At 46.2% G+C, this 19,402-nt stretch carries 25 protein-coding genes and 2 tRNA genes; 12 read left to right on the top strand and 15 right to left on the bottom strand.

All coding sequences use genetic code 11. The features are described 5' to 3' along the window. Positions 1-31 precede the first annotated feature (31 nt). The 3 genes from F3H97_RS12815 to F3H97_RS12825 are packed head-to-tail and all read right to left on the bottom strand — an operon-like array spanning position 32 to position 1,358. Positions 32-445 carry a DUF3805 domain-containing protein gene (locus F3H97_RS12815; protein WP_074037765.1) on the bottom strand — a complete coding sequence of 138 codons (414 nt, stop codon included), beginning with the start codon at positions 443-445 and terminating at the stop codon, positions 32-34. Beyond that, positions 442-996, bottom strand: coding sequence for a hypothetical protein (locus F3H97_RS12820; protein ID WP_236548971.1), 555 nt, complete (start codon positions 994-996; stop codon positions 442-444). The genes F3H97_RS12815 and F3H97_RS12820 overlap by 4 nt, the downstream gene beginning before the upstream one ends. A 2-nt stretch (positions 997-998) precedes the next feature. Beyond that, a complete protein-coding gene (locus F3H97_RS12825; protein ID WP_031421018.1) occupies positions 999-1,358 on the bottom strand; it encodes a hypothetical protein in 360 nt (119 codons plus the stop codon). A gap of 138 nt (positions 1,359-1,496) precedes the next feature. On the opposite strand from F3H97_RS12825, the gene F3H97_RS12830 reads away from it, so the two are divergent. From F3H97_RS12830 to F3H97_RS12845, 4 genes are all read left to right on the top strand, one after another. Beyond that, a tRNA-Gly gene (locus tag F3H97_RS12830) sits at positions 1,497-1,570 on the top strand. Between the two features lie 15 nt (positions 1,571-1,585). Then, a tRNA-Gly gene (locus F3H97_RS12835) sits at positions 1,586-1,659 on the top strand. A 157-nt stretch (positions 1,660-1,816) separates the two neighbouring features. Next, positions 1,817-2,617, top strand: a complete 801-nt coding sequence (locus F3H97_RS12840) for an MBL fold metallo-hydrolase (protein WP_196431586.1) — start codon at positions 1,817-1,819, stop codon at positions 2,615-2,617. Positions 2,618-3,025: 408 nt separating this feature from the next. Further along, positions 3,026-3,232 (top strand): DUF3006 domain-containing protein, encoded by a 207-nt coding sequence (locus tag F3H97_RS12845; RefSeq protein ID WP_015880796.1) that lies wholly within the window; start codon positions 3,026-3,028, stop codon positions 3,230-3,232. 51 nt (positions 3,233-3,283) lie between these two features. Here F3H97_RS12845 and F3H97_RS12850 read toward each other — a convergent pair whose 3' ends face one another. Further along, on the bottom strand, positions 3,284-3,850 hold the full coding sequence (locus tag F3H97_RS12850) for a TlpA family protein disulfide reductase (protein ID WP_230872856.1): 567 nt from the start codon (positions 3,848-3,850) through the stop codon (positions 3,284-3,286). A gap of 75 nt (positions 3,851-3,925) precedes the next feature. Here F3H97_RS12850 and F3H97_RS12855 point away from each other — a divergent pair, with 75 nt between their 5' ends. After that, positions 3,926-4,780, top strand: a complete 855-nt coding sequence (locus F3H97_RS12855; RefSeq protein ID WP_196431588.1) for an aldose 1-epimerase family protein — start codon at positions 3,926-3,928, stop codon at positions 4,778-4,780. Positions 4,781-4,817: 37 nt separating this feature from the next. Here the strand turns inward: F3H97_RS12855 and F3H97_RS12860 are convergent, their stop codons facing one another. The 3 genes from F3H97_RS12860 to F3H97_RS12870 all read right to left on the bottom strand — a co-directional run bounded on the left by F3H97_RS12860 (position 4,818) and on the right by F3H97_RS12870 (position 7,040). Next, positions 4,818-5,036 carry a PspC domain-containing protein gene (locus tag F3H97_RS12860; RefSeq protein ID WP_074037769.1) on the bottom strand — a complete coding sequence of 73 codons (219 nt, stop codon included), beginning with the start codon at positions 5,034-5,036 and terminating at the stop codon, positions 4,818-4,820. Between the two features lie 20 nt (positions 5,037-5,056). Next, positions 5,057-5,764 (bottom strand): SDR family oxidoreductase, encoded by a 708-nt coding sequence (locus F3H97_RS12865; protein WP_074037770.1) that lies wholly within the window; start codon positions 5,762-5,764, stop codon positions 5,057-5,059. Positions 5,765-5,843: 79 nt separating this feature from the next. Next, on the bottom strand, positions 5,844-7,040 hold the full coding sequence (locus F3H97_RS12870) for an LCP family protein (protein ID WP_230872858.1): 1,197 nt from the start codon (positions 7,038-7,040) through the stop codon (positions 5,844-5,846). Between the two features lie 196 nt (positions 7,041-7,236). On the opposite strand from F3H97_RS12870, the gene F3H97_RS12875 reads away from it, so the two are divergent. Continuing rightward, a complete protein-coding gene (locus F3H97_RS12875; RefSeq protein WP_196431590.1) occupies positions 7,237-8,151 on the top strand; it encodes a hypothetical protein in 915 nt (304 codons plus the stop codon). Between the two features lie 178 nt (positions 8,152-8,329). Here the strand turns inward: F3H97_RS12875 and F3H97_RS12880 are convergent, their stop codons facing one another. Then, on the bottom strand, positions 8,330-8,557 hold the full coding sequence (locus tag F3H97_RS12880; RefSeq protein WP_031421006.1) for a hypothetical protein: 228 nt from the start codon (positions 8,555-8,557) through the stop codon (positions 8,330-8,332). Between the two features lie 271 nt (positions 8,558-8,828). Between F3H97_RS12880 and F3H97_RS12885 the strand changes: the two genes are divergently transcribed. Continuing rightward, positions 8,829-9,701, top strand: coding sequence for a hypothetical protein (locus F3H97_RS12885; protein ID WP_196431591.1), 873 nt, complete (start codon positions 8,829-8,831; stop codon positions 9,699-9,701). Positions 9,702-9,766: 65 nt separating this feature from the next. On the opposite strand, the gene F3H97_RS12890 is transcribed toward F3H97_RS12885, so the two are convergent. Continuing rightward, positions 9,767-10,138 (bottom strand): hypothetical protein, encoded by a 372-nt coding sequence (locus tag F3H97_RS12890; RefSeq protein WP_074037773.1) that lies wholly within the window; start codon positions 10,136-10,138, stop codon positions 9,767-9,769. A 102-nt stretch (positions 10,139-10,240) separates the two neighbouring features. Between F3H97_RS12890 and F3H97_RS12895 the strand changes: the two genes are divergently transcribed. Then, a complete protein-coding gene (locus F3H97_RS12895) occupies positions 10,241-10,654 on the top strand; it encodes a VOC family protein (protein ID WP_159563535.1) in 414 nt (137 codons plus the stop codon). Positions 10,655-10,665: 11 nt separating this feature from the next. Here F3H97_RS12895 and F3H97_RS12900 read toward each other — a convergent pair whose 3' ends face one another. After that, entirely contained in the window at positions 10,666-11,712 is a 1,047-nt protein-coding gene (locus F3H97_RS12900; RefSeq protein WP_196431592.1) for an NAD(P)/FAD-dependent oxidoreductase, read from the bottom strand. A gap of 168 nt (positions 11,713-11,880) precedes the next feature. Here F3H97_RS12900 and F3H97_RS12905 point away from each other — a divergent pair, with 168 nt between their 5' ends. Next, positions 11,881-12,435 carry a methyltransferase family protein gene (locus F3H97_RS12905; protein ID WP_074037776.1) on the top strand — a complete coding sequence of 185 codons (555 nt, stop codon included), beginning with the start codon at positions 11,881-11,883 and terminating at the stop codon, positions 12,433-12,435. 36 nt (positions 12,436-12,471) lie between these two features. Here F3H97_RS12905 and F3H97_RS12910 read toward each other — a convergent pair whose 3' ends face one another. Next, positions 12,472-13,281 (bottom strand): DUF368 domain-containing protein, encoded by an 810-nt coding sequence (locus tag F3H97_RS12910; protein ID WP_015880783.1) that lies wholly within the window; start codon positions 13,279-13,281, stop codon positions 12,472-12,474. 73 nt (positions 13,282-13,354) lie between these two features. Then, positions 13,355-13,930 carry a GNAT family N-acetyltransferase gene (locus F3H97_RS12915; protein WP_074037777.1) on the bottom strand — a complete coding sequence of 192 codons (576 nt, stop codon included), beginning with the start codon at positions 13,928-13,930 and terminating at the stop codon, positions 13,355-13,357. Positions 13,931-14,030: 100 nt separating this feature from the next. Between F3H97_RS12915 and F3H97_RS12920 the strand changes: the two genes are divergently transcribed. Next, positions 14,031-14,780, top strand: a complete 750-nt coding sequence (locus tag F3H97_RS12920; RefSeq protein ID WP_159563532.1) for a sugar nucleotide-binding protein — start codon at positions 14,031-14,033, stop codon at positions 14,778-14,780. 38 nt (positions 14,781-14,818) lie between these two features. Here the strand turns inward: F3H97_RS12920 and F3H97_RS12925 are convergent, their stop codons facing one another. After that, positions 14,819-16,060 carry a cytochrome P450 gene (locus F3H97_RS12925; RefSeq protein WP_196431593.1) on the bottom strand — a complete coding sequence of 414 codons (1,242 nt, stop codon included), beginning with the start codon at positions 16,058-16,060 and terminating at the stop codon, positions 14,819-14,821. A gap of 87 nt (positions 16,061-16,147) precedes the next feature. Here F3H97_RS12925 and F3H97_RS12930 point away from each other — a divergent pair, with 87 nt between their 5' ends. Beyond that, positions 16,148-16,513, top strand: coding sequence for a potassium channel family protein (locus tag F3H97_RS12930; protein ID WP_159563530.1), 366 nt, complete (start codon positions 16,148-16,150; stop codon positions 16,511-16,513). 17 nt (positions 16,514-16,530) lie between these two features. Here F3H97_RS12930 and F3H97_RS12935 read toward each other — a convergent pair whose 3' ends face one another. Both F3H97_RS12935 and yidD read right to left on the bottom strand, forming a co-directional pair. Beyond that, the gene (locus F3H97_RS12935; protein ID WP_074037781.1) at positions 16,531-17,883 is read right to left on the bottom strand and encodes an alanine/glycine:cation symporter family protein; all 1,353 of its coding nucleotides are present in this window, start codon (positions 17,881-17,883) and stop codon (positions 16,531-16,533) included. Positions 17,884-18,012: 129 nt separating this feature from the next. Beyond that, the gene (gene yidD / locus F3H97_RS12940; RefSeq protein ID WP_015880777.1) at positions 18,013-18,282 is read right to left on the bottom strand and encodes a membrane protein insertion efficiency factor YidD; all 270 of its coding nucleotides are present in this window, start codon (positions 18,280-18,282) and stop codon (positions 18,013-18,015) included. Positions 18,283-18,474: 192 nt separating this feature from the next. Between yidD and F3H97_RS12945 the strand changes: the two genes are divergently transcribed. Continuing rightward, on the top strand, positions 18,475-19,263 hold the full coding sequence (locus tag F3H97_RS12945; RefSeq protein WP_230872859.1) for a pyrroline-5-carboxylate reductase family protein: 789 nt from the start codon (positions 18,475-18,477) through the stop codon (positions 19,261-19,263). Positions 19,264-19,402: the final 139 nt, after the last annotated feature.

Here is a 19,402-nt window from a genome sequence, read left to right on the forward strand (position 1 = left end):
GACACGCGCCTCGTTGGCGTCGTGTCTCCTTTTATGTCCACTCAATCGAATCGATAATGGACTCGATTTCCATCTTTTCATCGGTCACCTGATCGGCTACGTAAGTTAAGAATAAGAGCCGTTTCCCGTCGGTCAAGGACCATACATCTAAATGCATCCCATCCTCAATCCCACTTGCGTAGGCCGTTGTCATATCACTCGTTTCAGTCGTGACACTTGGAGCAATCTTTACATCAATCGGAAATTCGCCTAAGAACGTATTCAATTCGCTCATAGCGGATTGTTTTGGTTCTTGCGAATCTTCTGATTCATAGATTGAGATTTGAAGCGTCCCTTGCGCATCCGCTTCCGTCGAGTAAAAACTCACATAGTCTTCCTCTTCGCTGTATTCATAATGTTCCGGATACGTCAGGCGGAACCATCCATCAATTTCGTACTCTTTCATGCTGTTTTCTCCTTTACTTGCTTGAATGCCAGCCCTGTGACCATTTTAGCTTGAAGCGCGTACTTCAAGCGTTCGGTCACGTAAAGACGTTGGCTATTTACGTCTTGGGCGATCATATGTCCAAATAAGTTCATGCGGACAGTTTGATTGGATAGGAAATAGAGTCGATCCGCACTCAGCGGACGATATTCGTTTGAATGTTCAAGGTATTCGATTTCAAAGCGGCGGAGGACGTTCAGCGCACAGTAACGATCGGTTTTCCCGGTACTCGTATGAAGCTCGACACGAACGAGCTGAACGTCATACGGACAGACATTCATAAAGATAGGTCCCACCCGCTCATGGATCAAGAGGATACCCATATCGGTCTCAATTAAATCTGGCAGGGCTCCTTCATCTTGCGAGATGCTTAACACGACATACGGTCGGCTTGTCGGTGCAAGCAATTCCCCTTTATAAAATCGAAATCGTTGAATTCCTGTTAGAACCCGGGCACGCCAAGCACTCCCTCGAGCCTCGGCTTCCATCCGATACAACCTCTCTCCACTCACGCTTACTCCCCCTTCACTTGTTTGAGCGCATCGACGAACGTTTCCCATTCTAGGTTGTCACAAACAACCTTATTTTCCAATCCCCATTCTTCATCGATTGTCAAACGTACTTCGTTCGATTGTGCGTGACGGGTGACTCGAAGATCTCCTATTTGAATCATATCCGGATGAATCTCAAACGTCATACTTGGTAATCCGACCCACTTGATTCGATTCGTTCGTAACACAACCTGCCATTCTTGTTCATGATGGATTGAAAACGTCCAACTTCGGAGAGACACCGTCGTGTTCGTTTGTTTCGATTGTTTCAACATTCGAAACCCTTCACCCATCAGTCGTAAATATGATTTTCGCTCACTCATATTTCATTTCTCCCCTTTTTTCTATTATCTGCGTTGTGAATAGGATTCTGCAACCTAAAAAGTTTTTTTAAAAAAGGGTTTGCAAATTCCATCGTATATGCTATTATATCAAAGTAACGTTAAGAGTTAATACGTTTCGCGGGTGTAGTTTAATGGTAAAACCTCAGCCTTCCAAGCTGATGACGAGGGTTCGATTCCCTTCACCCGCTCCATATTTTTTCTTTGATGCGGGTGTAGTTTAATGGTAAAACCTCAGCCTTCCAAGCTGATGACGAGAGTTCGATTCTCTTCACCCGCTCCAATATCGACATATACGCGAGAGTATCTCGCACACATACACTGCACGGTTGAGACCCTGCAAAAAGCAGAAAGTCACACGACTTTCTGCTTTTTTGTTGTTCCGTCTATTGTTTTGGGGAAAAGAGTGATTGAATCCATACAGACAAGGAGGAACTCCATTGATTCAAGCGAAGCTGCAATCCTTTACCGTATACGAAAGCGCGTTGATGCGAACGACATCGACCCTCATCGATACACCAGATGCCCTTTTGTTGATTGACCCGACCTGGCTCCCCGAAGAAATTGCGACAATCCGTCGTGACATCGAATTACACCGTCGGAATCGGCCGCTTTATGTCATCTTCACACATCATCATTTTGACCACATCATCGGAGCTTACGGCTTTGCAGATGCCACAACGATTGCCTCACAGGCTTTCGTCGATGCAGACTCATCTGACCAATTAAATGAGATTCGCGAGTTTTATGAACAATATTATATTGATCACCCGATTCAAAAACCGGACATCGACCTGGTCATCCAACCCGATCAAACGCTTTTAATCGGTTCAGTGCCCGTGACCTTCCTCTCTACACCGGGCCATGACGCGACGCATATGTCGGTTCTCATCGAATCCATGAATCTTCTCGTTTGTGGAGATTATGGGTCTAATGTCGAGCCACCTTTTATCGAACACGACCCAACCGCCTATCTCGACACGTTACAAACCTTGCAATCACTCATCTACGAACATGAGATTCGCTGGTTCGTACCAGGGCACGGCGATTTGTGCGACAGCCGGAGTCACATGATTGAGAGATTGAGTGCGGCGGAAGAATATATCTTGGCACTCCCCGAAGAACGTCATTGGTCCTCCGCATGGCCAGAGCACGCTTTTTTTGACCGTGTTCATGAGCGGAATCGAAAGATGGTGGAACAAAAAGAGACCGATCGTCGGTCTCGTCAACAAGACGTATAAAAAAATCGCAACGTCTCCCCAAGACGTTGCGATTTCCCCCTATGTAGACCTATTTCTTTGTGACGCGTTCTGAGCGGACCGTGAACATACGGTCAACCCCATAGATCGTTACTCCCGTCAGAGCGAGTAACCCAATCATTGCAGAAGAAAACATGACCATCCCCCCATTGTTCACAGTTTCGTCATAATCACCCCGTGGTTTCATTATAAAAGACCATTTCAAAAAAAGAAAGCGTTTTCTTCAAACTTTCTTCACATTTCCCGCATTTAACCTCTATCGTTTTTTGATACAACGTCCCTATAGTGATTAGACAGACACGTGTAAAGATGTGTAGCTTTTGTGGAATTTGGGAATACATGATGTAAGGATAAAAAGAGACAGAAGCTGCTCGTCGAGGAGGAAGAGGTATGATTAAGTACGGTACATTGGTACGAATCGAGGGAAAATATGCCGTATTGAGATGGAACAACGGCTCAAGTTTCATCCCTAGACGATTCCTACCATCCGAAGCACGTGTTGGTGATACAATCATTCGAGACAACCATCATTACTATCTTGAAGAAGATATGACCCCTAACTTTGACGCATTGATCAAGCAACACTATAAAAGCTGAACGGTCTGCCCTCTCTAACCGGGCAGTTCGTTCAGCTTTTTTTCGAATGAATCATTCTGAGATGTCGTCGATTTGTTGCTGAAGCCACGCCTCGTCAACCGGACCCGTTTTTTTGGCCACGATGATCCCTTTTGCATCTAGAACGTACGTCGTCGGTAATGCGACAACGCGATATTGTTGCTCGACAGCGGCCTCTTCATCTAGCAAAATCGGAAAATCAACGGGATACTCATCTAGGAATGCCTCCACGTCCTCTTTTCCTCGTCGCTCATTTTTGGTGACGTTCACGCCAAGTACTGGGATGCCTGTCGCTTCTTCAAACGATACGAGTTCAGGAAACTCATCCCGGCATGGCGGACACCAAGAGGCCCAGAAGTTAATGACGACCGGCTGTCCTTGGAACTCAGAAAGGGTCAAATTCTCCTCATCTAACGTATTCAAAGTGAAGTCCGGGGCTTGTTGCCCCACTTCAAGTCCTCCTAATACCGATTCATTTTGGACGATCGGAACCGCTTCTTCTTTCTTTTGTGTCATCATATATTCCTCGTAGCCTTTATATGCGAGGCCAGCAATCAATAGAAGGATCAGCGTTCCAATACCAATTCTTTGTAAGCGCATCATTTACCCCTTGTTTGTTTTACTTAAGATTTCTACACTTAACTTATCATAAACCCGTAAAGGAGCGTATGGATTGTGCAACTTCAAAACGAGAAAATACAGATAACCTTAAAGGCACAAGGTGCTGAGATGACAAGTTGGAAAGTATCCGGAACTGAACTCTTATGGCAAGGGGACCCGACCTATTGGGGACGACAAGCCCCGATCCTCTTCCCGATTGTCGGTCGATTGCTCGATGATCAATATGTATATGAGGGAAACACCTATACGATGAGTCAACACGGATTCGCTCGGGACGCTATGTTCGAGGTCGAATCTTCGACTGCCACGTCGGTCCGCTTCACATTGAACGATACATCGGAATCACGTCAACACTATCCATTCCCATTCACACTGACCGTGTCCTATCAACTTGTGGGCGAAGAAGTGATTGTGACGTATCGCGTCCATAACCCGGGCGAAACGACGTTACCGTTTAGCATCGGTGGTCATCCTGCATTCAATATTCCGTTCATGGGCGGGACATTTGAAGACTACGTGATCGATTTCGGCGAAATCCGCTCCCTCGATCGCTATTTGCTCGAGGGCCCTTATTTAACAGGCGCGTATCAACCACTCGGAGAGCGTCAGTATATCCCCCTCACTCGGTCGTTATTTGACGACGATGCACTCATTTTTGAGAAGATTGAATATGCTGCACTCCGACATCAACCAACCGGCGCAGCCATCGTGATGGAGAGTCCCTCTTTCACGCATTTCGGCATCTGGTCTCCGCCGCAGAAAGACGCTCCGTTCGTCTGTTTGGAACCTTGGTTCGGACATGCGGATTATAAAGGCCATCGAAAAGATTTCCTACACAAAGAAGGGATCCAACTCCTCCCACCAAACGAAACGTTCGAAGCGAGTTATACATTATATATGGAAAACTAAAAAATCAATCCGACGTCTTGTCGGATTGATTTTTGATTTAGAAGCGATCGTCTTGTTCGGCTTCATATTCTGACACCGGCTTTTTCATGATGAGTGCCAGAATGATATAAATGAGGAGTCCCGGGCCACCGAGAAGCGCCATCGCCACGAATAGGACTCGCATAATGGTGACGTCCACCCCTAGATAGTTTCCAAGCCCTGAACAAACACCAGCAATCATTTTATTGTTTGGGTCTTTATAAAGTTTCCGTTCCATATCATCTTCTCCTCAACTCATTATGATCGTTGTGGTCGACGTAATGTCGTTCTTCCGCCGTTCGCAACCTCTCCACGCCCTTCAAAGTCGAGCGCTTCATTAATCGGTGTGCTACCAGACTTGATTTCGATTCGGCGACCGTACAGACCTCGGTTGTCGAGAGACGCTGCGATGACAGTCGCGACATCGGTTTCGGAAATCGTCGCACCATCCGCATCACTCAAGTCCTCTGATGCTTCGATTGAACCTTTACTCGGTTCATCAACAATGGTCACTGGGCAAATGATCGTATAGTTCAAACCGCTATGTTCGATATACTCGTCAGCGGCATTGTTAGCTGACAGAAAGTTAAAGAGTTCTTTCGGTGCAGCGTTCGGTTGATCAGCGCCATAGGCACTGAGTAAGACAACATGACGTACCCGTTCCTTCTTAGCGGCATCGATGGCATTCATCGCAACGTTTCGGTCAAGCAGTTCAATTTCAGTGCTCGAACCATCCGCGCCAGCAGTTGCCGCGATAATAACGGCATCTTGTCCACTTGTCGCCTCATGTACTTTCTTCTCGAGTTCTGTCTCGACATCAACCGTCAATACGTGTGCACCCATTTTCTCGTACTCTGCTTGTAGTTCAGGATAACGAATTAAAGCGGTCACTTGATGGGTTTTCGCCAGGCTTTTCAATACACGTTTCCCGATCTTTCCTGTTGCTCCAATGACTAAAACTTTCATTCAAATTTCCCTCCTCAAAAGAGTAGTTCATTTGTTTAAATTTCCTCTTTCAAGTCAGAATCAAACCCTTTTCTTAAAATTATCTGACAGTACCCCAGACAGATAAATCAAGGGCGTCTCGAATCGCCTGCACGCTCTCTTCTAACGGTTCATAGTAATACACGTTATTGATATAAGCATCTTGACCCTCGACTTGCATCTTATTCACCTCAGGATTCGAAATCATCGTCAATCCGACAGATGCCATTTGCAAGACGTTCATCTCAAGTCCCATTTCTTCTTTCATGAAGCGATACGTCGCCGGAATTTTTGTCCATCCTGAAGGACTTGCCAGTTTTTCAGCGACAGCTGTCATGACCTCCGTTTGACGATTCGAACGTGCTCCATCCGTATCCGATTTACGATGTCTCGCATACGCCAATGCCATGTCTCCATCCATCGCATAGGAAACACCCTCCGTATACTCATACGTCTGGTTGAACCCTTTCTCGCTAAACGAATGCGTCGCCGTGACATTTACCCCACCAATCAAATCAATCAATTCCATGAATGATTCGAACGTGATGACGACCTGTCCATCGACCGAGGCGTCGGTCAGCCCTTCCACGGCACCAATCGTACACTCTGCACCTCCGAACGCGAACGCATGCGTGATTTTATCACCTTCCCGTTCAGGCTCACATGGAATCGCTGTATACGTATCACGTGGAATCGATACATTCTGAACAGTACCAGAGCGTGGTACGAATTCCATCAACTGCAAGGAGTCCGTACGAGATCCCGACAACGATTCTCCTACTCGCGCATCGCTCCCCATAATGAGGAATGTAAATGGAGCAGTCGCAAAATATCCAACAATCAGTAGCATTGCCAGTAAAAGAAGGGCAGCTTTCCCCTTCCATTTACGCTTTCGTTTCGATGGTTGTTTAGACGAATGATCCATTTCTCGTTTAGCAGGGGTAGACGGTGTTGATGGTTTCGTCGTCTGTCGAGAATTTGGTCGAGATGGTTTTCGTTTCGAAAATAATGAAACCCGGGGCAGTCGTTTCCGACTTGACTTTGCCGTCCCATTTTTCGTCCTTGGCGATTCTTGGGTTTGTTCATTTAAAAAGGGATGTTCTGATTGGCGTGTTACCCGTTCACGCTGTTGTTCAGATTGTGCATGTATAGAGGGCTCGTCCGTTTCACCATGGTCCACACGAGACGATTCGATTTCTTGTTGTTCTAATTCGCGCTTTCTACGTTCGACACGCGATAAATGTTGTTCATCTTTCATCATTATGATCCTCAACTTTATCAATTTTTCTCTATTATCCCGAACCAGCCATCATCTGACAACGTTTCTTACGAAAATCCGTCTTAAGCATGAGAGCGAATGGTTGTTTCAGATGAAAAGCGGGAAAGGAATAATAATTGGTTTCTGCCCAAATCGAGATTGCCTACGAAAAGTTTGACTGAAAGGAGGAGAGCTGATGCGCATCGGAAAGTTACGCGTATTGTTAGAACAGTATGGCGAGGCGACGTTACGCGATTTGCTCGTCGAAATGTACCGTCATACTCCTAAAGATGTGATTGATGATCAAGATTTTGATTTTATGATCAGCCAATACACGCGCTATAAAGAGAAAAAAAACTCTGAAGAGCGACATTCGCTCTCGCAAACCATTACCTTGGCTGAACGGTTTGTTGACTCTGCGTATGAACATTTGTACATTCGTCCGAATCAAGTCATGTCAGAACGCGACCAAAAAAATTGGTACATTCATGCTAAAAAAATCATTCGCGATTTAGCACATTACGCCGAGGAATACACAGAGGCACGTACGATGTATGAAGAAATGTTTTACCTTCTCTCTACATCCGCTGGCGAAGAACCGCTCTTCTCTACGAGTGACCCGTTTCGCCTTTTAAAAATTTCACAAGTCACCATGCTCAAGCAACTCATTCACTACTATCAGCTCGATGCCCCGATTGATACCGTTTGGATTGACCGCGCCCTATACACCGCACTCCACGTGCCAAAAGATGTTGATTCTACACGAATTGATTTACTCTCAACGCTACCCATCGAACACAGTCATGCCAATACAAGAAAACTCCTTCACTCCCGTCTCTTAAAACTTTGCGATCGGATGTTAGAGAAGTCCCAAACAGAGGATACCGCGCTCGAAAACTATCAAGCGCTTAAAATGTTAGAACTCCGCCTTCTCGTCGCTGAAGGGAATTTGAAAGAAGCGGAACAAAAATTGTTCTCTGAATATATCCCGTTCTTTTCTCATCGCTCCGAACCATTTCGGGTATATGTCGACTTTTTAGAGAGTCACGGACACACTAGTGAGACGAAGCGCTTAAAACGAATTGCTAAAGAAAAGCGAATCCGATTTTAAAAAAAGGGAGTCAATCGATGGGATCGATTGACTCCAATACATGATATGAACGAGGGGTGTTCATTTGAAAAGGAGGACAGAAAGTTGGTGCAGAACTTTCTTCCTACACATATAAGTATAAGGGAACGATTGTAACCGTTACCAAATCACTTATTGCATTTTTGTGAACGTTTTCACGTTATTCAATCGTGTTCATCATGCCAAGTCCGATGACAGATAACAACACAATTAATACGAACAAATACACCATTTCATTCGGCGATTGAAATCCTTCATGAATTTCTACATCTTCTTCGACAATGATATTTTCATGAATGACGACCGGTTCTGTCTCGGCCATGGCTGCAGACGGTGTTACCGTCAACCAAAGCACAGAAACCAGAATCAGTTGATAAATGTATTTCATCATATACTCCTACTCCGTATTTTCATTGTGTTTAAGTATAGCACGTCTCATCCGTTCGTTGCGCTGACATTTGATGAATCTCACAGATGAACGATGAAAGGAAATCCATTTCATTGTATTGGGCGGATATGTTCTATTTTACTCGAACCTTTTTCTTACGTAATTGATTTTTTCTCGAGTCAGGTTTCATCATACTGCCACACCCCACGATACAAGATAGCGCTTACAATTTATTTGTACTTATCATTTAATAAAGAAAGAAGGATTCTTCGTGAAACGAGCGCTACGTTTTGTAGAATGCAGGCAATTACCGTTACATGAGCGTATTTCCATTCAGTCGCTATATCCTTTAAGCAAGGCCCCTTTACTTCTCTCCCTTCCCTCGCATCATCACGTCTACGTCGCACTCAATCGAGATACCCCACTCGCTTCAATCGTCGCAAACGACGAACAGCTTGAAACGGATCATGCCATTCGCCTCTCTCAAGCCACATATGGTGATCGTCACGTCTTTCGCGGACTACTTCATCGTTTGATCTATGAACGAAGTCGAGAAACAAAGTACCCGATTACGTACTATCTTCAGGAAGAGGATTCTCATAATCAAGACAAGCATCGAATATATGAAGCAGCAGGGTTTCAAGTATTTCATCAAACGAAAACGTATCATCTACCATTCATCCCTTGCGAGAAAGCAACCCATACCAATTGGACACTCGAATTGGTGGACTATTCAAGAAGAGCAGATTGGCTCACATTTCGAAATGAACATTGCCATCTCCTTCCGGGTGCCATTTCGATGACAGATGAACAATTCGCACGAGAAGTTCGCCAGCAAACATTGTTCTATTCCGTGAAGTGGGACCGACAAGTGATTGGAATCATGAAAGTACGCTTACATATGTACCATATTTCAATACAAGAGATGCATGTTGACTGTGACGAGACTTTATTGCGGGAAGCTATTTCATTCCTTCAACAAAAATTTTTCTACATGTTCCGATACATTGAAGAGGCACATATTTCAGCAACAAGTTTGCAACCTGATTTGAGTTATACACTTCGACGTCACGGCGCCCAAATCTCGAGTATTTGTCGTTATACGTACATGCTACAGGCACCACCGACCCCGATTTATTCCTAAACAATCAAAAGACGTCGAGCAAACCAACTCTTTCTCAAAGGAAAAAGTTGTTCATTCGACGTCTTTTATTCTGCAGCAGTAGTCGACTCCATCGCTAGAGGCGGCATCGCTTCAAACAGTTCTGTCCGAAGCCCCGTATCTCTCAAATCGAGCGATTCAATCCGATCGAACTTAATTTTGCGATCGACGACATTGAACCAATACGTAATATTTGGTTCATCTTTAAAACGAATCGCATAATTCGACCCATTTAAATGAAAGTCGACCTCGGTAGACAGCAACTCGGTCGGACCAATTTGTTTATGGGTCGTTAATCGTTCAAGGACAACCTGTTCTTCATTGATACGATAGTCGACAAACGTCGCAAGCGAGAGTCCAAACACAAATGATACAAAGGCGAAAGTGCCCACCAAACCCATCGTGATTTTTCCGTTCATTTCGCTGTCCCTCCCTCTCCTATTATATCGGATAGGCTTGAAACGTTGTGAAGTGACATTTTGTTCAACTTTAGGCAAACTGAAGCAGAAGGAGGAATTTACATGCATATCGATCATACTGGGATTGCCGTTCGAGACTTAGACGAGGCGATCACATTTTACACGACGGTCTTAGGAGGAAAACTCGTGGACCGCTATACGAACACGGCCATCGGGGTCGAGACCGAATTGGCCGTCATTCATATTGGAGAGGATGTCATCGAATTGTTGCGTCCGACTAGTAAGACGAGTCCGATTGCCCGGTTCATGAAAGCTCGAGGGAAGGGTGTACATCATATCGCCTATCGTGTCGACGATTTGGACGAAGCGATGGCCGCTCACAAACAAAATGGCATCACCTTTTTAGAAGACACGCTGCGTACGACGGCGAAAGGTAGACGCTTAATCTACATGGACCCGCGTCATTCAGGCGGTGTGATTACCGAGCTTTGTGATTATCCTAGAGAAAAGCAGTAAGAGTGGTCCTCTTACTGCTTCATCATGGTTTCTTCTATGATTTGACGATTCTTCTCTTTTAACCGTTCATTATGAGAGGACACCATTGCGGTAGCGTTCGCATTCGGGTCAATGTATGTTTTGGCCCGGTTCACCGCATTCGCAGCATCTTGAAACGCTCCAGCGATGAGATGTACTTTCCCTTCATGCGTGAGAATATCACCGGCAGCGTACAATCCCGGGACGGATGACTCGCTACCTGAATTCCCTTTCACATAAAACCCATCCTTCATCTCGACCTGCAATTCGCTGTTCCGAAGCAACTCCGCGTCTTGTTCATATCCGTGATTGATGACCACTTCATCGACCTCGATTACGCTCGTCTCTCCTGTTTCGACATGAGTCAAAAGAACTTGTTGAATCGATTTCCCATCGTGAGAAATCAAATCCGTCACTTTTGATCGTGGGCAACAGTCGACTCGACCCTGTTTAATTTTTTCAACTTGTGCTTCATGTCCACTAAGTTCTTCTTTTCGATACGTCAGCACGACCTGCTCTGCAATCGGCTCGAGCGCATTCGCCCAATCGACTGCACTATTGCCGCCACCCGATATCAAGACGCGCTTTCCTTTAAAGCGTTCAAGTGATTTAACCGTGTAATGGAGGTTCGACAATTCGAACCGCTCCGCTCCGCTCACTTCAACCTTATGCGGTTTGAGGATCCCACTTCCTGTCGCAACGATGACGGTTTTGGAAATATGATGACCGTTCGTCGTGTCGATCCCGAACAAATCGTCTGAACGCTTAGAGATCGACTCCACCTTCTCGCCAAGAAGGACCGTCGGAGAGAAGGTGAGACCTTGCTCGACGAGTTGGTCGATCAGTTTTGCCCCAGTCGTCGGTAGGAGACCACCTACATCCCAAACCATTTTCTCTGGATAGACATGTACTTTCCCGCCTAAAAAAGGTTGAAATTCGATAATTTTCGTCTTCATACCTCGTAAACCGCTGTAAAAAGCGGCATACAATCCAGCCGGTCCCCCACCGATAATCGTCACGTCGAATACTTCCTCGTTCATCGTCGCACCCTTCCTCTCTATATACGTAAAAATGATAATCATTCTCATTAGATGATAACCTGTTTTGGTCACTTTGACAATTTTTTTCGAATATCGCCCTGATGGATTTGGTTTTTCTTATGCGTAGGTCGGGTAATGAAACATGAATCAAAAGGGAGGATGTGCGTGATGAATTGGATGGATGTCCTATTAATCGTCGTATCATTTTTTTGGCTAGTTGAGACGTGGCGATTTCGTAACCGAAAAGAGGCAACAGACGGGGCCGTCGAGCGGAAGAGTTTTTACTTTGTAGCGACGACGATGATTGGCGTCTTCGTGTTGTCTATGATCTCTTCGCTTGTTTTCGAATCACAGCCTTCGACAGTTCAACGAATCATCGGACTTACTTTTTACATAGCCGGCGTGTCGTTACGTTATTGGGGGATTTTACACTTACGTCATCAATTCACACGACATGTCGTCGTCCGACCGGAAGACGAACTCGTCAGCTCGGGACCGTATCGTTACTTACGCCACCCTCTTTACACAGGGTTGTTATTGATTACGTTCGGATTCTCGCTATACTTTATTCATTGGGGAATCGCCTTGATTGGTGCGGGTCTCACCTCGCTTGCATTACTGTACCGCATTCGAATCGAGGAAGGTATGCTCATTCGCCATTTCGGTCAGTCTTACCAATCCTGGTCGAAGACGCGCAAGCGCCTCTTCCCCTTCATCTATTAAAAAGGAGTCCGGCTCATCGCTGGACTCCTTTTTCATTTAGACAGAATATTTGCTGAGTAATCGGACAACGATGACCCCCGCGATGAATGCGACGATACTGAGTATCCACATGACTCCGGAAGCTGGTACACCCGGAAACACGACGGCGAGTGAGCCAATGACCAATCCGATGATGACGGAGAACGTCATTCCCGGGAAATTCGCCAACAAGTAACGAATGACTTTACTACTTACAATAAAGCCGACGGCCACTCCAGCACCGACAATCCCAATAATCAACAAATTGAAGTTTGAGATGGCGCTGATGACGGTTGGATAAACACCAATTAACAACAAGACGAATGAACCGCTAATTCCAGGAAGCAACATGGCCATGCTGCCCAACCAACCAGAGAAGAATAAGAGAAGCGCCGTCCCGAACGTCACGTCCGTCATAATAGACGAATCAACCGGATTCAAGAATGCCATACTCGCAACGAGTATCGTTGCGACAACCATAGCAATAACATGAACCGGACGAATCGATGCGCGTGATTTAAATTCCACGAATAGAAGTGGAATAATCCCTAAAATCAATCCGATAAAGAAAAATTGTGTCGGTGCATAATACTCCAGCAATAAGTATTCAATAACTCGACTCAGTGCGATAATGGCTGTCCCCATTCCAATTGCCAATGGAATCAAGAACCCGATATATTTTTTCCAATATCGGCTAAATACGCCGCTAATCGCTTCGATGAGTTGATCGTAGATGCCTAAAATGACTGCAATGGTACCGCCGCTTACACCAGGGATTAAATCACTCGTCCCCATGGCCATCCCTCGCCAAATGTTCTTCCACTCCATAATGTATCTCCTTTACGTATATCTTTCCTCAAGCACTTAGTATAGTCGAGAAAAGAAGTTTGCGCATCCGCTTTTAGACTGAGAAAGGAGTCGAATTGATTTCTTTGATCATATAGTCAAATCTCGCCCCAGAAATGTTGATTTCTTTTTCCTTATGGAAGCCGAGACGTGTGTATAAGCGATGTGCCGCAGGGTTTTCTTGGTCCACGTTCAATGTGACGGCGGGCACACCGCGTTCTTTCGCAACGAGACAAACGTGTTCGATTAACTTCGTCCCGATTCCACGACCTCCATACGCCTCTGCGACAGCCAGTGAATCAATGTATTGGACATAACCTTCCGTTTCAACGTCCACCTCTTCTCCACTTCCATGCGCCGTCAACCATTCTCGAATCGGTCGATCCAATTCTTCTGCCTTATCCCCACGATACGAGATGATCATTCCGGCAACTTCTCCTTCAAAATCCGCCACCCAGATGTTTTCGTGACTCAAGCGATTATTTGGTTTCTCTACCCACATCGCTAGTCGCTCCAATACCTCAGTCGTATCCGTTGATGCCGTCAATGTGTACGCAATCTCATGGATCGCTTGATACATGAGTGGTGCAATTTGTTTACTATCTTGTTTGGTTGCTTGTCGAATATTCATGATTAATCCCTCCATCATCCAGTCTAGCATAGCCCGGCACATCGGTTGTTTGTCCACACTCGTTTTGTGGCATCATATAGAGTGAAAGGGGCGAATCGAAATGAAAGCTATTCTTACAGGAATGAACGGTACAGTGGCACCCGTTGTTGCCGAAACGTTACAGCGCCACGGAATTGAAGGGATTGCGTGGAATCGCGAGCAAGTGTCCACGACAAACGAAGAGGAAATGCGAGAATTCATCGAGCGCATCCGACCGGACTACTTTTTACATATCGGTATGGGCGCGGTGGAGTGGGCCGAGACGCTCGCTCGTTTATGTGGTGAGGCGAAAATTCCTTTCCTGTTCACGAGCACGGTTTCAATTTTTTCAGATGAAGTGACCGGACCGATTTCCCCAGATACGCTACCAGATGCCGAGGATGACTATGGAAAGTATAAGCGTGAGTGCGAACGTGCGATTATGAACGCCAATCCTGGTGCTCAAATCGTTCGTCTCGGATGGCAAATCGGGGATGAGGCCGGATCGAATAATATGATGGACTATTTTACGAACGAGATGAAGCAACGAGGGGTCATCCAAGCGAGTGAGCATTGGTATCCATCATGTTCATTTTTAGCAGACACGGCAGACGCGCTATTTGAAATTTTGACTAAACGTGGACCAGGCATCTATCAGTTAAACGGAAATGCGAACTATTCCCTATACGACATCGCCGTCGGACTAAAAGAGCTTCATGACACCGACTGGCAGATTGAATGTACCGATGAACCGAAACGGGATAATCGAATGATCGATTCATCGGTCTCGATTCGTCCCATCTCCAAACGCCTAAATTTGCAAACGAAGTAAATTCAAAGTCGCCTACTCCCATCGAGTAGGCGACTTTTTTATTGGTTTCGAGTTAGATTAGTCAATCGCAATTTACTTTTCGGCAGACTCGGCATGTCTACAAAACTATAGCTCAAGTCTTGAGGCGGGACCGTGTAGGCGTATTCCTTAGTAAACAACTCAATGACTTGTGCAAGAATTGCAATGGTCACATGTTCACCAGCACATCGGTGTCCAAAATCTACATCTCCCCCACCTTGCGGAATAAAGTTAAACGGACTCTCGTTCCAATCTTTGAAACGAGAGGGATCGAATCGATCCGGCTCCGTCCAAATAGAGGAGTCATGATTCGTACCGTACAAATCAAGAAGCGTCAGCGTCCCTTCCGAAAATGCATAGCCGTCCCATTCAAAATCGGTTTTGACACGAGCTGCCGCTACAGGGAAAAATGGATAAAACCGTCTCACTTCCTGGACAAATTCTGTTTTCGAGACCTCTCCCCGCTCTACCTGCTCTTTTACATCCGGGAACTGATGTAAAGCTAAGACAGTGAAGAGGATATACACCGAGATTGCGACAGTCGGGCGTAAAATGTTCAATACTTCGACCGCCACGACGTCTTCAGGTAATAACTCTCCGGATTCATCCCGGTGCCACGAAAATTCGTACAGCGCCGTATGTTCGTTCGGCAATAATCGATTCGACCGCACTTCTTTTACCATCTGACGAATCCAGGATTCAGCGGAACTTCGTGCCTTCCGACCTTGTAAATACGTGGGACCAAGAGACGTACCCGATTCAAATAATAACCTCATCTCTTCAGTGCGCTTCCCAACTTCTTCTTTCGCAAGTGGAACTCCCGACCATTCACATACGGCCTTCATCAACACTTGTTGCGCAATATCGTATAAGACGACCTCCTCTCCCATTCGTTCAATCTGGTTCCACTCTCGATATGTCAAGCGGAGCAATCGATCTATATTTTCTTTTGTCATCAATGACATGAACATATGTTTTCGATGCGTATGTGCCGCACCATCTAGTGTTTGGACCCCATCTTCTCCAAACAAGGTTTTCAATAGACGTTTTGGCGCCGCATTCTGACGCATGAATTTGTCTGCATCATAGAACACCTCGGCAGCCTCTTCGCCCCCAAGACAAATCACGCGCTCCCCGAGCAAACGTGTTTCAAAGATATTTGATTGAAAACTTTTGCGACGATTCGCAACGAATAGATATCCTTCCCGTAAAAAATCGACACTATGGTCGAGTCCTTCTTGTTTCGGTATGACTTTCCCCATCCAACTCACCCTTTCTCTTTTCTCGAACTATAAAGGATGTTCCCCCGTTTTTAGCGAACAAACCTAATATCGAAAGGAGCGAGTGACATGTTGCCGTTCTTACTGACATTGCGTCGAATTGTACGCGGAATCTGGCGTGGCCTCCGCGAACCTGAGTTCCAAGTATTATTCAGTCTTGCCTTTCTCACTGTCCTATCCGGTACACTTTTTTACACACGGTTCGAGGAGATGCGTTGGTTGGACGCACTTTACTTCAGTGTCATCACCCTGACCACCATCGGATATGGTGATTTTGCCCCTCAGACCGACATCGGAAAAATATTCACAATCGGATATGTATTAACCGGGGTGGGCATCATGGTTGGCTTTATCACAAAAGTGTTTGATCATTTACAAAAAGCACGACTCGATGAATTAGAAGCAAAACAAAAGACGCCACCCTCTGATTCATAAGGATGGCGTCCTTTCGTTTAGGAAACTTTTCGATTTTCAATTTCAAGCTGTTGGTTGAAACGCTTCGTCTCGGCAATGACAACACCCGACAAGAACAAGAGACCAATCAAGTTCGGGATGGCCATTAAGCCGTTGAAGACATCCGATAACGCCCATACTAAGTTCAAGTTCGTCGTCATGGCACCGAGTCCCGCGACGAGTACAAAAGCAATCCGATAGGGAAGAATCGACTTTTGTCCGAACAAGTAATGGATGGAGCGTTCGCCGTAATACGACCAACCGAGCACGGTCGAATAGGCGAACAAAACGAGCCCGATTGTGACAATATAACCGCCGGCTGGTCCGAGGAACAGTTCAAATGTAGCTGAAGTCAATTCGACCCCTTCAAGTCCTGTCCCGATTTGACCACCCATGACGAGTGTCAATCCTGTCACCGAACAGACGACAAGCGTGTCCAAGAAGACTTGAGTCATCGAGACGAGCGCCTGACGACCCGGCATATCTGTTTTCGCTGCCGCTGCTGCGATCGGAGCAGAGCCAAGACCTGCTTCGTTCGAGAAGACACCACGTGCCACCCCGTATCGAATGGCAGCTCCGATGGCCCCTCCACCGATTGCTTCTGCACTGAACGTACTGCTGAAGATGAGTGCGAACGCATCCGGAATCAGCGAGTAATTCATCACCATAATTAAAAGACCGCTACCTAAGTAGAAGGCAATCATGACGGGGACGAAGTAACTGACCACTTTCCCGATGGAACGCACGCCTCCGAGAATGACCGCTCCTGTAAAAATCATAATGAGAATCCCTGATATGTAAAGTGGTACGTCAAACGTTGTTTTGAGCGCAAGCGCGACCGAGTTCGTTTGGACCCCGTTTCCAATACCGAACGCCGCAATCGATGCGAATGCAGCAAATGCTACTGCTAACCATCGTTGATTCAACCCTCGTTCTAGGTAGTACATCGGTCCACCAGCCATTTGACCGCGCTCATCAGTGACCCGATACTTCACGGCAAGAACTGCCTCTGCGTATTTCGTTGCCATCCCAAAGAAACCGGACACCCACATCCATACGATGGCTCCCGGTCCTCCTAAAACGACCGCTGTCGACACCCCGACGATATTCCCCGTACCGACGGTCGCCGCCAGAGCGGTCATGAGCGCCTGGAAGTGACTGATGTCCCCTTTAGAGGATTGATCCTGATTTTTCGAAAACGCCAATTTCAACGCATACGGTAATTTGGTGATTTGAATCCCACCTAGACGCACCGTCAAGTAAATGCCTGTCCCCACAAGCAAAATCAAGAGCGGTGGTCCCCATACAAAGTTGGATGCCGTACTCACCCATTCACTAAATGATTGCCCCATACAAAGTATCCCCTTCCCCCGAAAAATAGTGTACACCTCTATTTTTTCAGAATACTTAGAACAATGCAAAAGTATTGTACTAAAACAACTGATTCATTGTTTGTTCTGTACAAAAACAGCGAGACGAACTCAATCGTCTCGCTGTGACTCGGGTTTCTCTCGTTGTAAAGGCGCTTTCCAATCAAATGTATCCGGAACATAATCGAGCCCGCCTGGATGAAACGGCTGGCAGCGAATGAGCCGGCGAGCGGTTAAATAACTGCCTTTGACAGCCCCATGTTTTTCGATTGCTTCGATTCCGTAGTGCGAACAGCTCGGATAAAATCGGCACGTTGGCGGCTTTAATGGTGAAATAAAACGCTGGTAACCTTGAATCCCTTTTACTAGTACACGTTTCACACGATTTCGCCTCACTCTTTTGAATTAGTGCCATCATAGCGCGATTTGAAACGTTTGTCATGTTCGTCGATTCCTATGTCAAATCGTTTTCCATCTCTTTACAAATGAGCAGGATGGGCGATATTCGAGTGTATGTTTGTTATGATAGTCAACATAACTATTGACCGAATCGAAAAGAAGAGGTGACGAATGATGAATCAATTACTAATGGTCGGTGCTGGATCGATGAGTGAGGCGCTCGTTCGCGGGTGGATCGACTCGGGAATCGAACCGACACACATCACAATGACAAACCGAAGTGACCGGGGGCGCTTACTCTTCCTACAAGATGAACTCGGCGTTCAAATTGTTGAGGACGAAAACGTTAACGACTATGACATCGTCGTATTAGCGATGCAACCTGATGGCGTCATCCCGTACGTAGAATCAAAAGAATGGAAGACCCCACTACTCGTCTCGGTCGCTGCACATATCGAACCGAGCCAATTAGAAGAGGCTTCAGGGCTACCAGCTGTTTGCGCCATGCCGAACACGCCTGTCGCCCATCGGAACGGGATGACGGGGCTATGGTTTGGTCCAGAAACAGATGAGGCCGTCCGTGAGAAAGCGACTTCTCTCTTTGAACGGGTCGGTCGAACGGCCGTCACCGATGCGAAAACGATGTCCGCCTTTATGGCCGCTGCAGGGTGCAGTCCTGCCTTTTTCTATGAAATCGTAGGTGCGATGACGCCCGTCCTAACGGATGTCGGTTACGATGAACAGACAGCGCGTCAAATTGTCGCCCAAGCGATGAAAGGCTCCGCTGAGTTACTGTCTCATGAAACACGTGAGACGAATGAACTGATTGCCGATGTGGCCGCTCCAGGCGGACCGACCGACCGTGGTGTCGGCGTGCTTCGTGATCGGAATCTTGCTGACGTGATGGCTTCAGCCTTGCGCGAAAGTGCCAAAGAAGATCATGAGTCGATTGAAGAAGTGTAAACGATACTCGTTTACACTTCTTTTTATGTTCACTCGACCTTACTATTTATTGCTTATAACTTTTTATATGATCAATATTTCACTTTCTCTTTTGACATGATAAGATAGCGAATGAGAATCGTTATCAAAAGATGGGGAA

This window comes from Exiguobacterium sp. SRB7LM (genome assembly GCF_015712685.1).
In the GTDB taxonomy this organism is placed as follows: Bacteria; Bacillota; Bacilli; order Exiguobacteriales; family Exiguobacteriaceae; genus Exiguobacterium; species Exiguobacterium profundum.

What these genes read in the sequence shown, in the direction of transcription:
- F3H97_RS12815 (WP_074037765.1), bottom strand. Translation starts at nt 445, where the DNA reads ATGAAAGAGTACGAAATTGATGGATGGTTCCGCCTGACGTATCCGGAA.
- F3H97_RS12825 (WP_031421018.1), bottom strand. Translation starts at nt 1,358, where the DNA reads ATGAGTGAGCGAAAATCATATTTACGACTGATGGGTGAAGGGTTTCGA.
- F3H97_RS12845 (WP_015880796.1), top strand. Translation starts at nt 3,026, where the DNA reads ATGATTAAGTACGGTACATTGGTACGAATCGAGGGAAAATATGCCGTA.
- F3H97_RS12850 (WP_230872856.1), bottom strand. Translation starts at nt 3,850, where the DNA reads ATGCGCTTACAAAGAATTGGTATTGGAACGCTGATCCTTCTATTGATT.
- F3H97_RS12860 (WP_074037769.1), bottom strand. Translation starts at nt 5,036, where the DNA reads ATGGAACGGAAACTTTATAAAGACCCAAACAATAAAATGATTGCTGGT.
- F3H97_RS12865 (WP_074037770.1), bottom strand. Translation starts at nt 5,764, where the DNA reads ATGAAAGTTTTAGTCATTGGAGCAACAGGAAAGATCGGGAAACGTGTA.
- F3H97_RS12870 (WP_230872858.1), bottom strand. Translation starts at nt 7,040, where the DNA reads ATGAAAGATGAACAACATTTATCGCGTGTCGAACGTAGAAAGCGCGAA.
- F3H97_RS12875 (WP_196431590.1), top strand. Translation starts at nt 7,237, where the DNA reads ATGCGCATCGGAAAGTTACGCGTATTGTTAGAACAGTATGGCGAGGCG.
- F3H97_RS12880 (WP_031421006.1), bottom strand. Translation starts at nt 8,557, where the DNA reads ATGAAATACATTTATCAACTGATTCTGGTTTCTGTGCTTTGGTTGACG.
- F3H97_RS12890 (WP_074037773.1), bottom strand. Translation starts at nt 10,138, where the DNA reads ATGAACGGAAAAATCACGATGGGTTTGGTGGGCACTTTCGCCTTTGTA.
- F3H97_RS12895 (WP_159563535.1), top strand. Translation starts at nt 10,241, where the DNA reads ATGCATATCGATCATACTGGGATTGCCGTTCGAGACTTAGACGAGGCG.
- F3H97_RS12900 (WP_196431592.1), bottom strand. Translation starts at nt 11,712, where the DNA reads ATGAACGAGGAAGTATTCGACGTGACGATTATCGGTGGGGGACCGGCT.
- F3H97_RS12905 (WP_074037776.1), top strand. Translation starts at nt 11,881, where the DNA reads ATGAATTGGATGGATGTCCTATTAATCGTCGTATCATTTTTTTGGCTA.
- F3H97_RS12910 (WP_015880783.1), bottom strand. Translation starts at nt 13,281, where the DNA reads ATGGAGTGGAAGAACATTTGGCGAGGGATGGCCATGGGGACGAGTGAT.
- F3H97_RS12915 (WP_074037777.1), bottom strand. Translation starts at nt 13,930, where the DNA reads ATGAATATTCGACAAGCAACCAAACAAGATAGTAAACAAATTGCACCA.
- F3H97_RS12920 (WP_159563532.1), top strand. Translation starts at nt 14,031, where the DNA reads ATGAAAGCTATTCTTACAGGAATGAACGGTACAGTGGCACCCGTTGTT.
- F3H97_RS12925 (WP_196431593.1), bottom strand. Translation starts at nt 16,060, where the DNA reads ATGGGGAAAGTCATACCGAAACAAGAAGGACTCGACCATAGTGTCGAT.
- F3H97_RS12930 (WP_159563530.1), top strand. Translation starts at nt 16,148, where the DNA reads ATGTTGCCGTTCTTACTGACATTGCGTCGAATTGTACGCGGAATCTGG.
- F3H97_RS12935 (WP_074037781.1), bottom strand. Translation starts at nt 17,883, where the DNA reads ATGGGGCAATCATTTAGTGAATGGGTGAGTACGGCATCCAACTTTGTA.
- F3H97_RS12945 (WP_230872859.1), top strand. Translation starts at nt 18,475, where the DNA reads ATGAATCAATTACTAATGGTCGGTGCTGGATCGATGAGTGAGGCGCTC.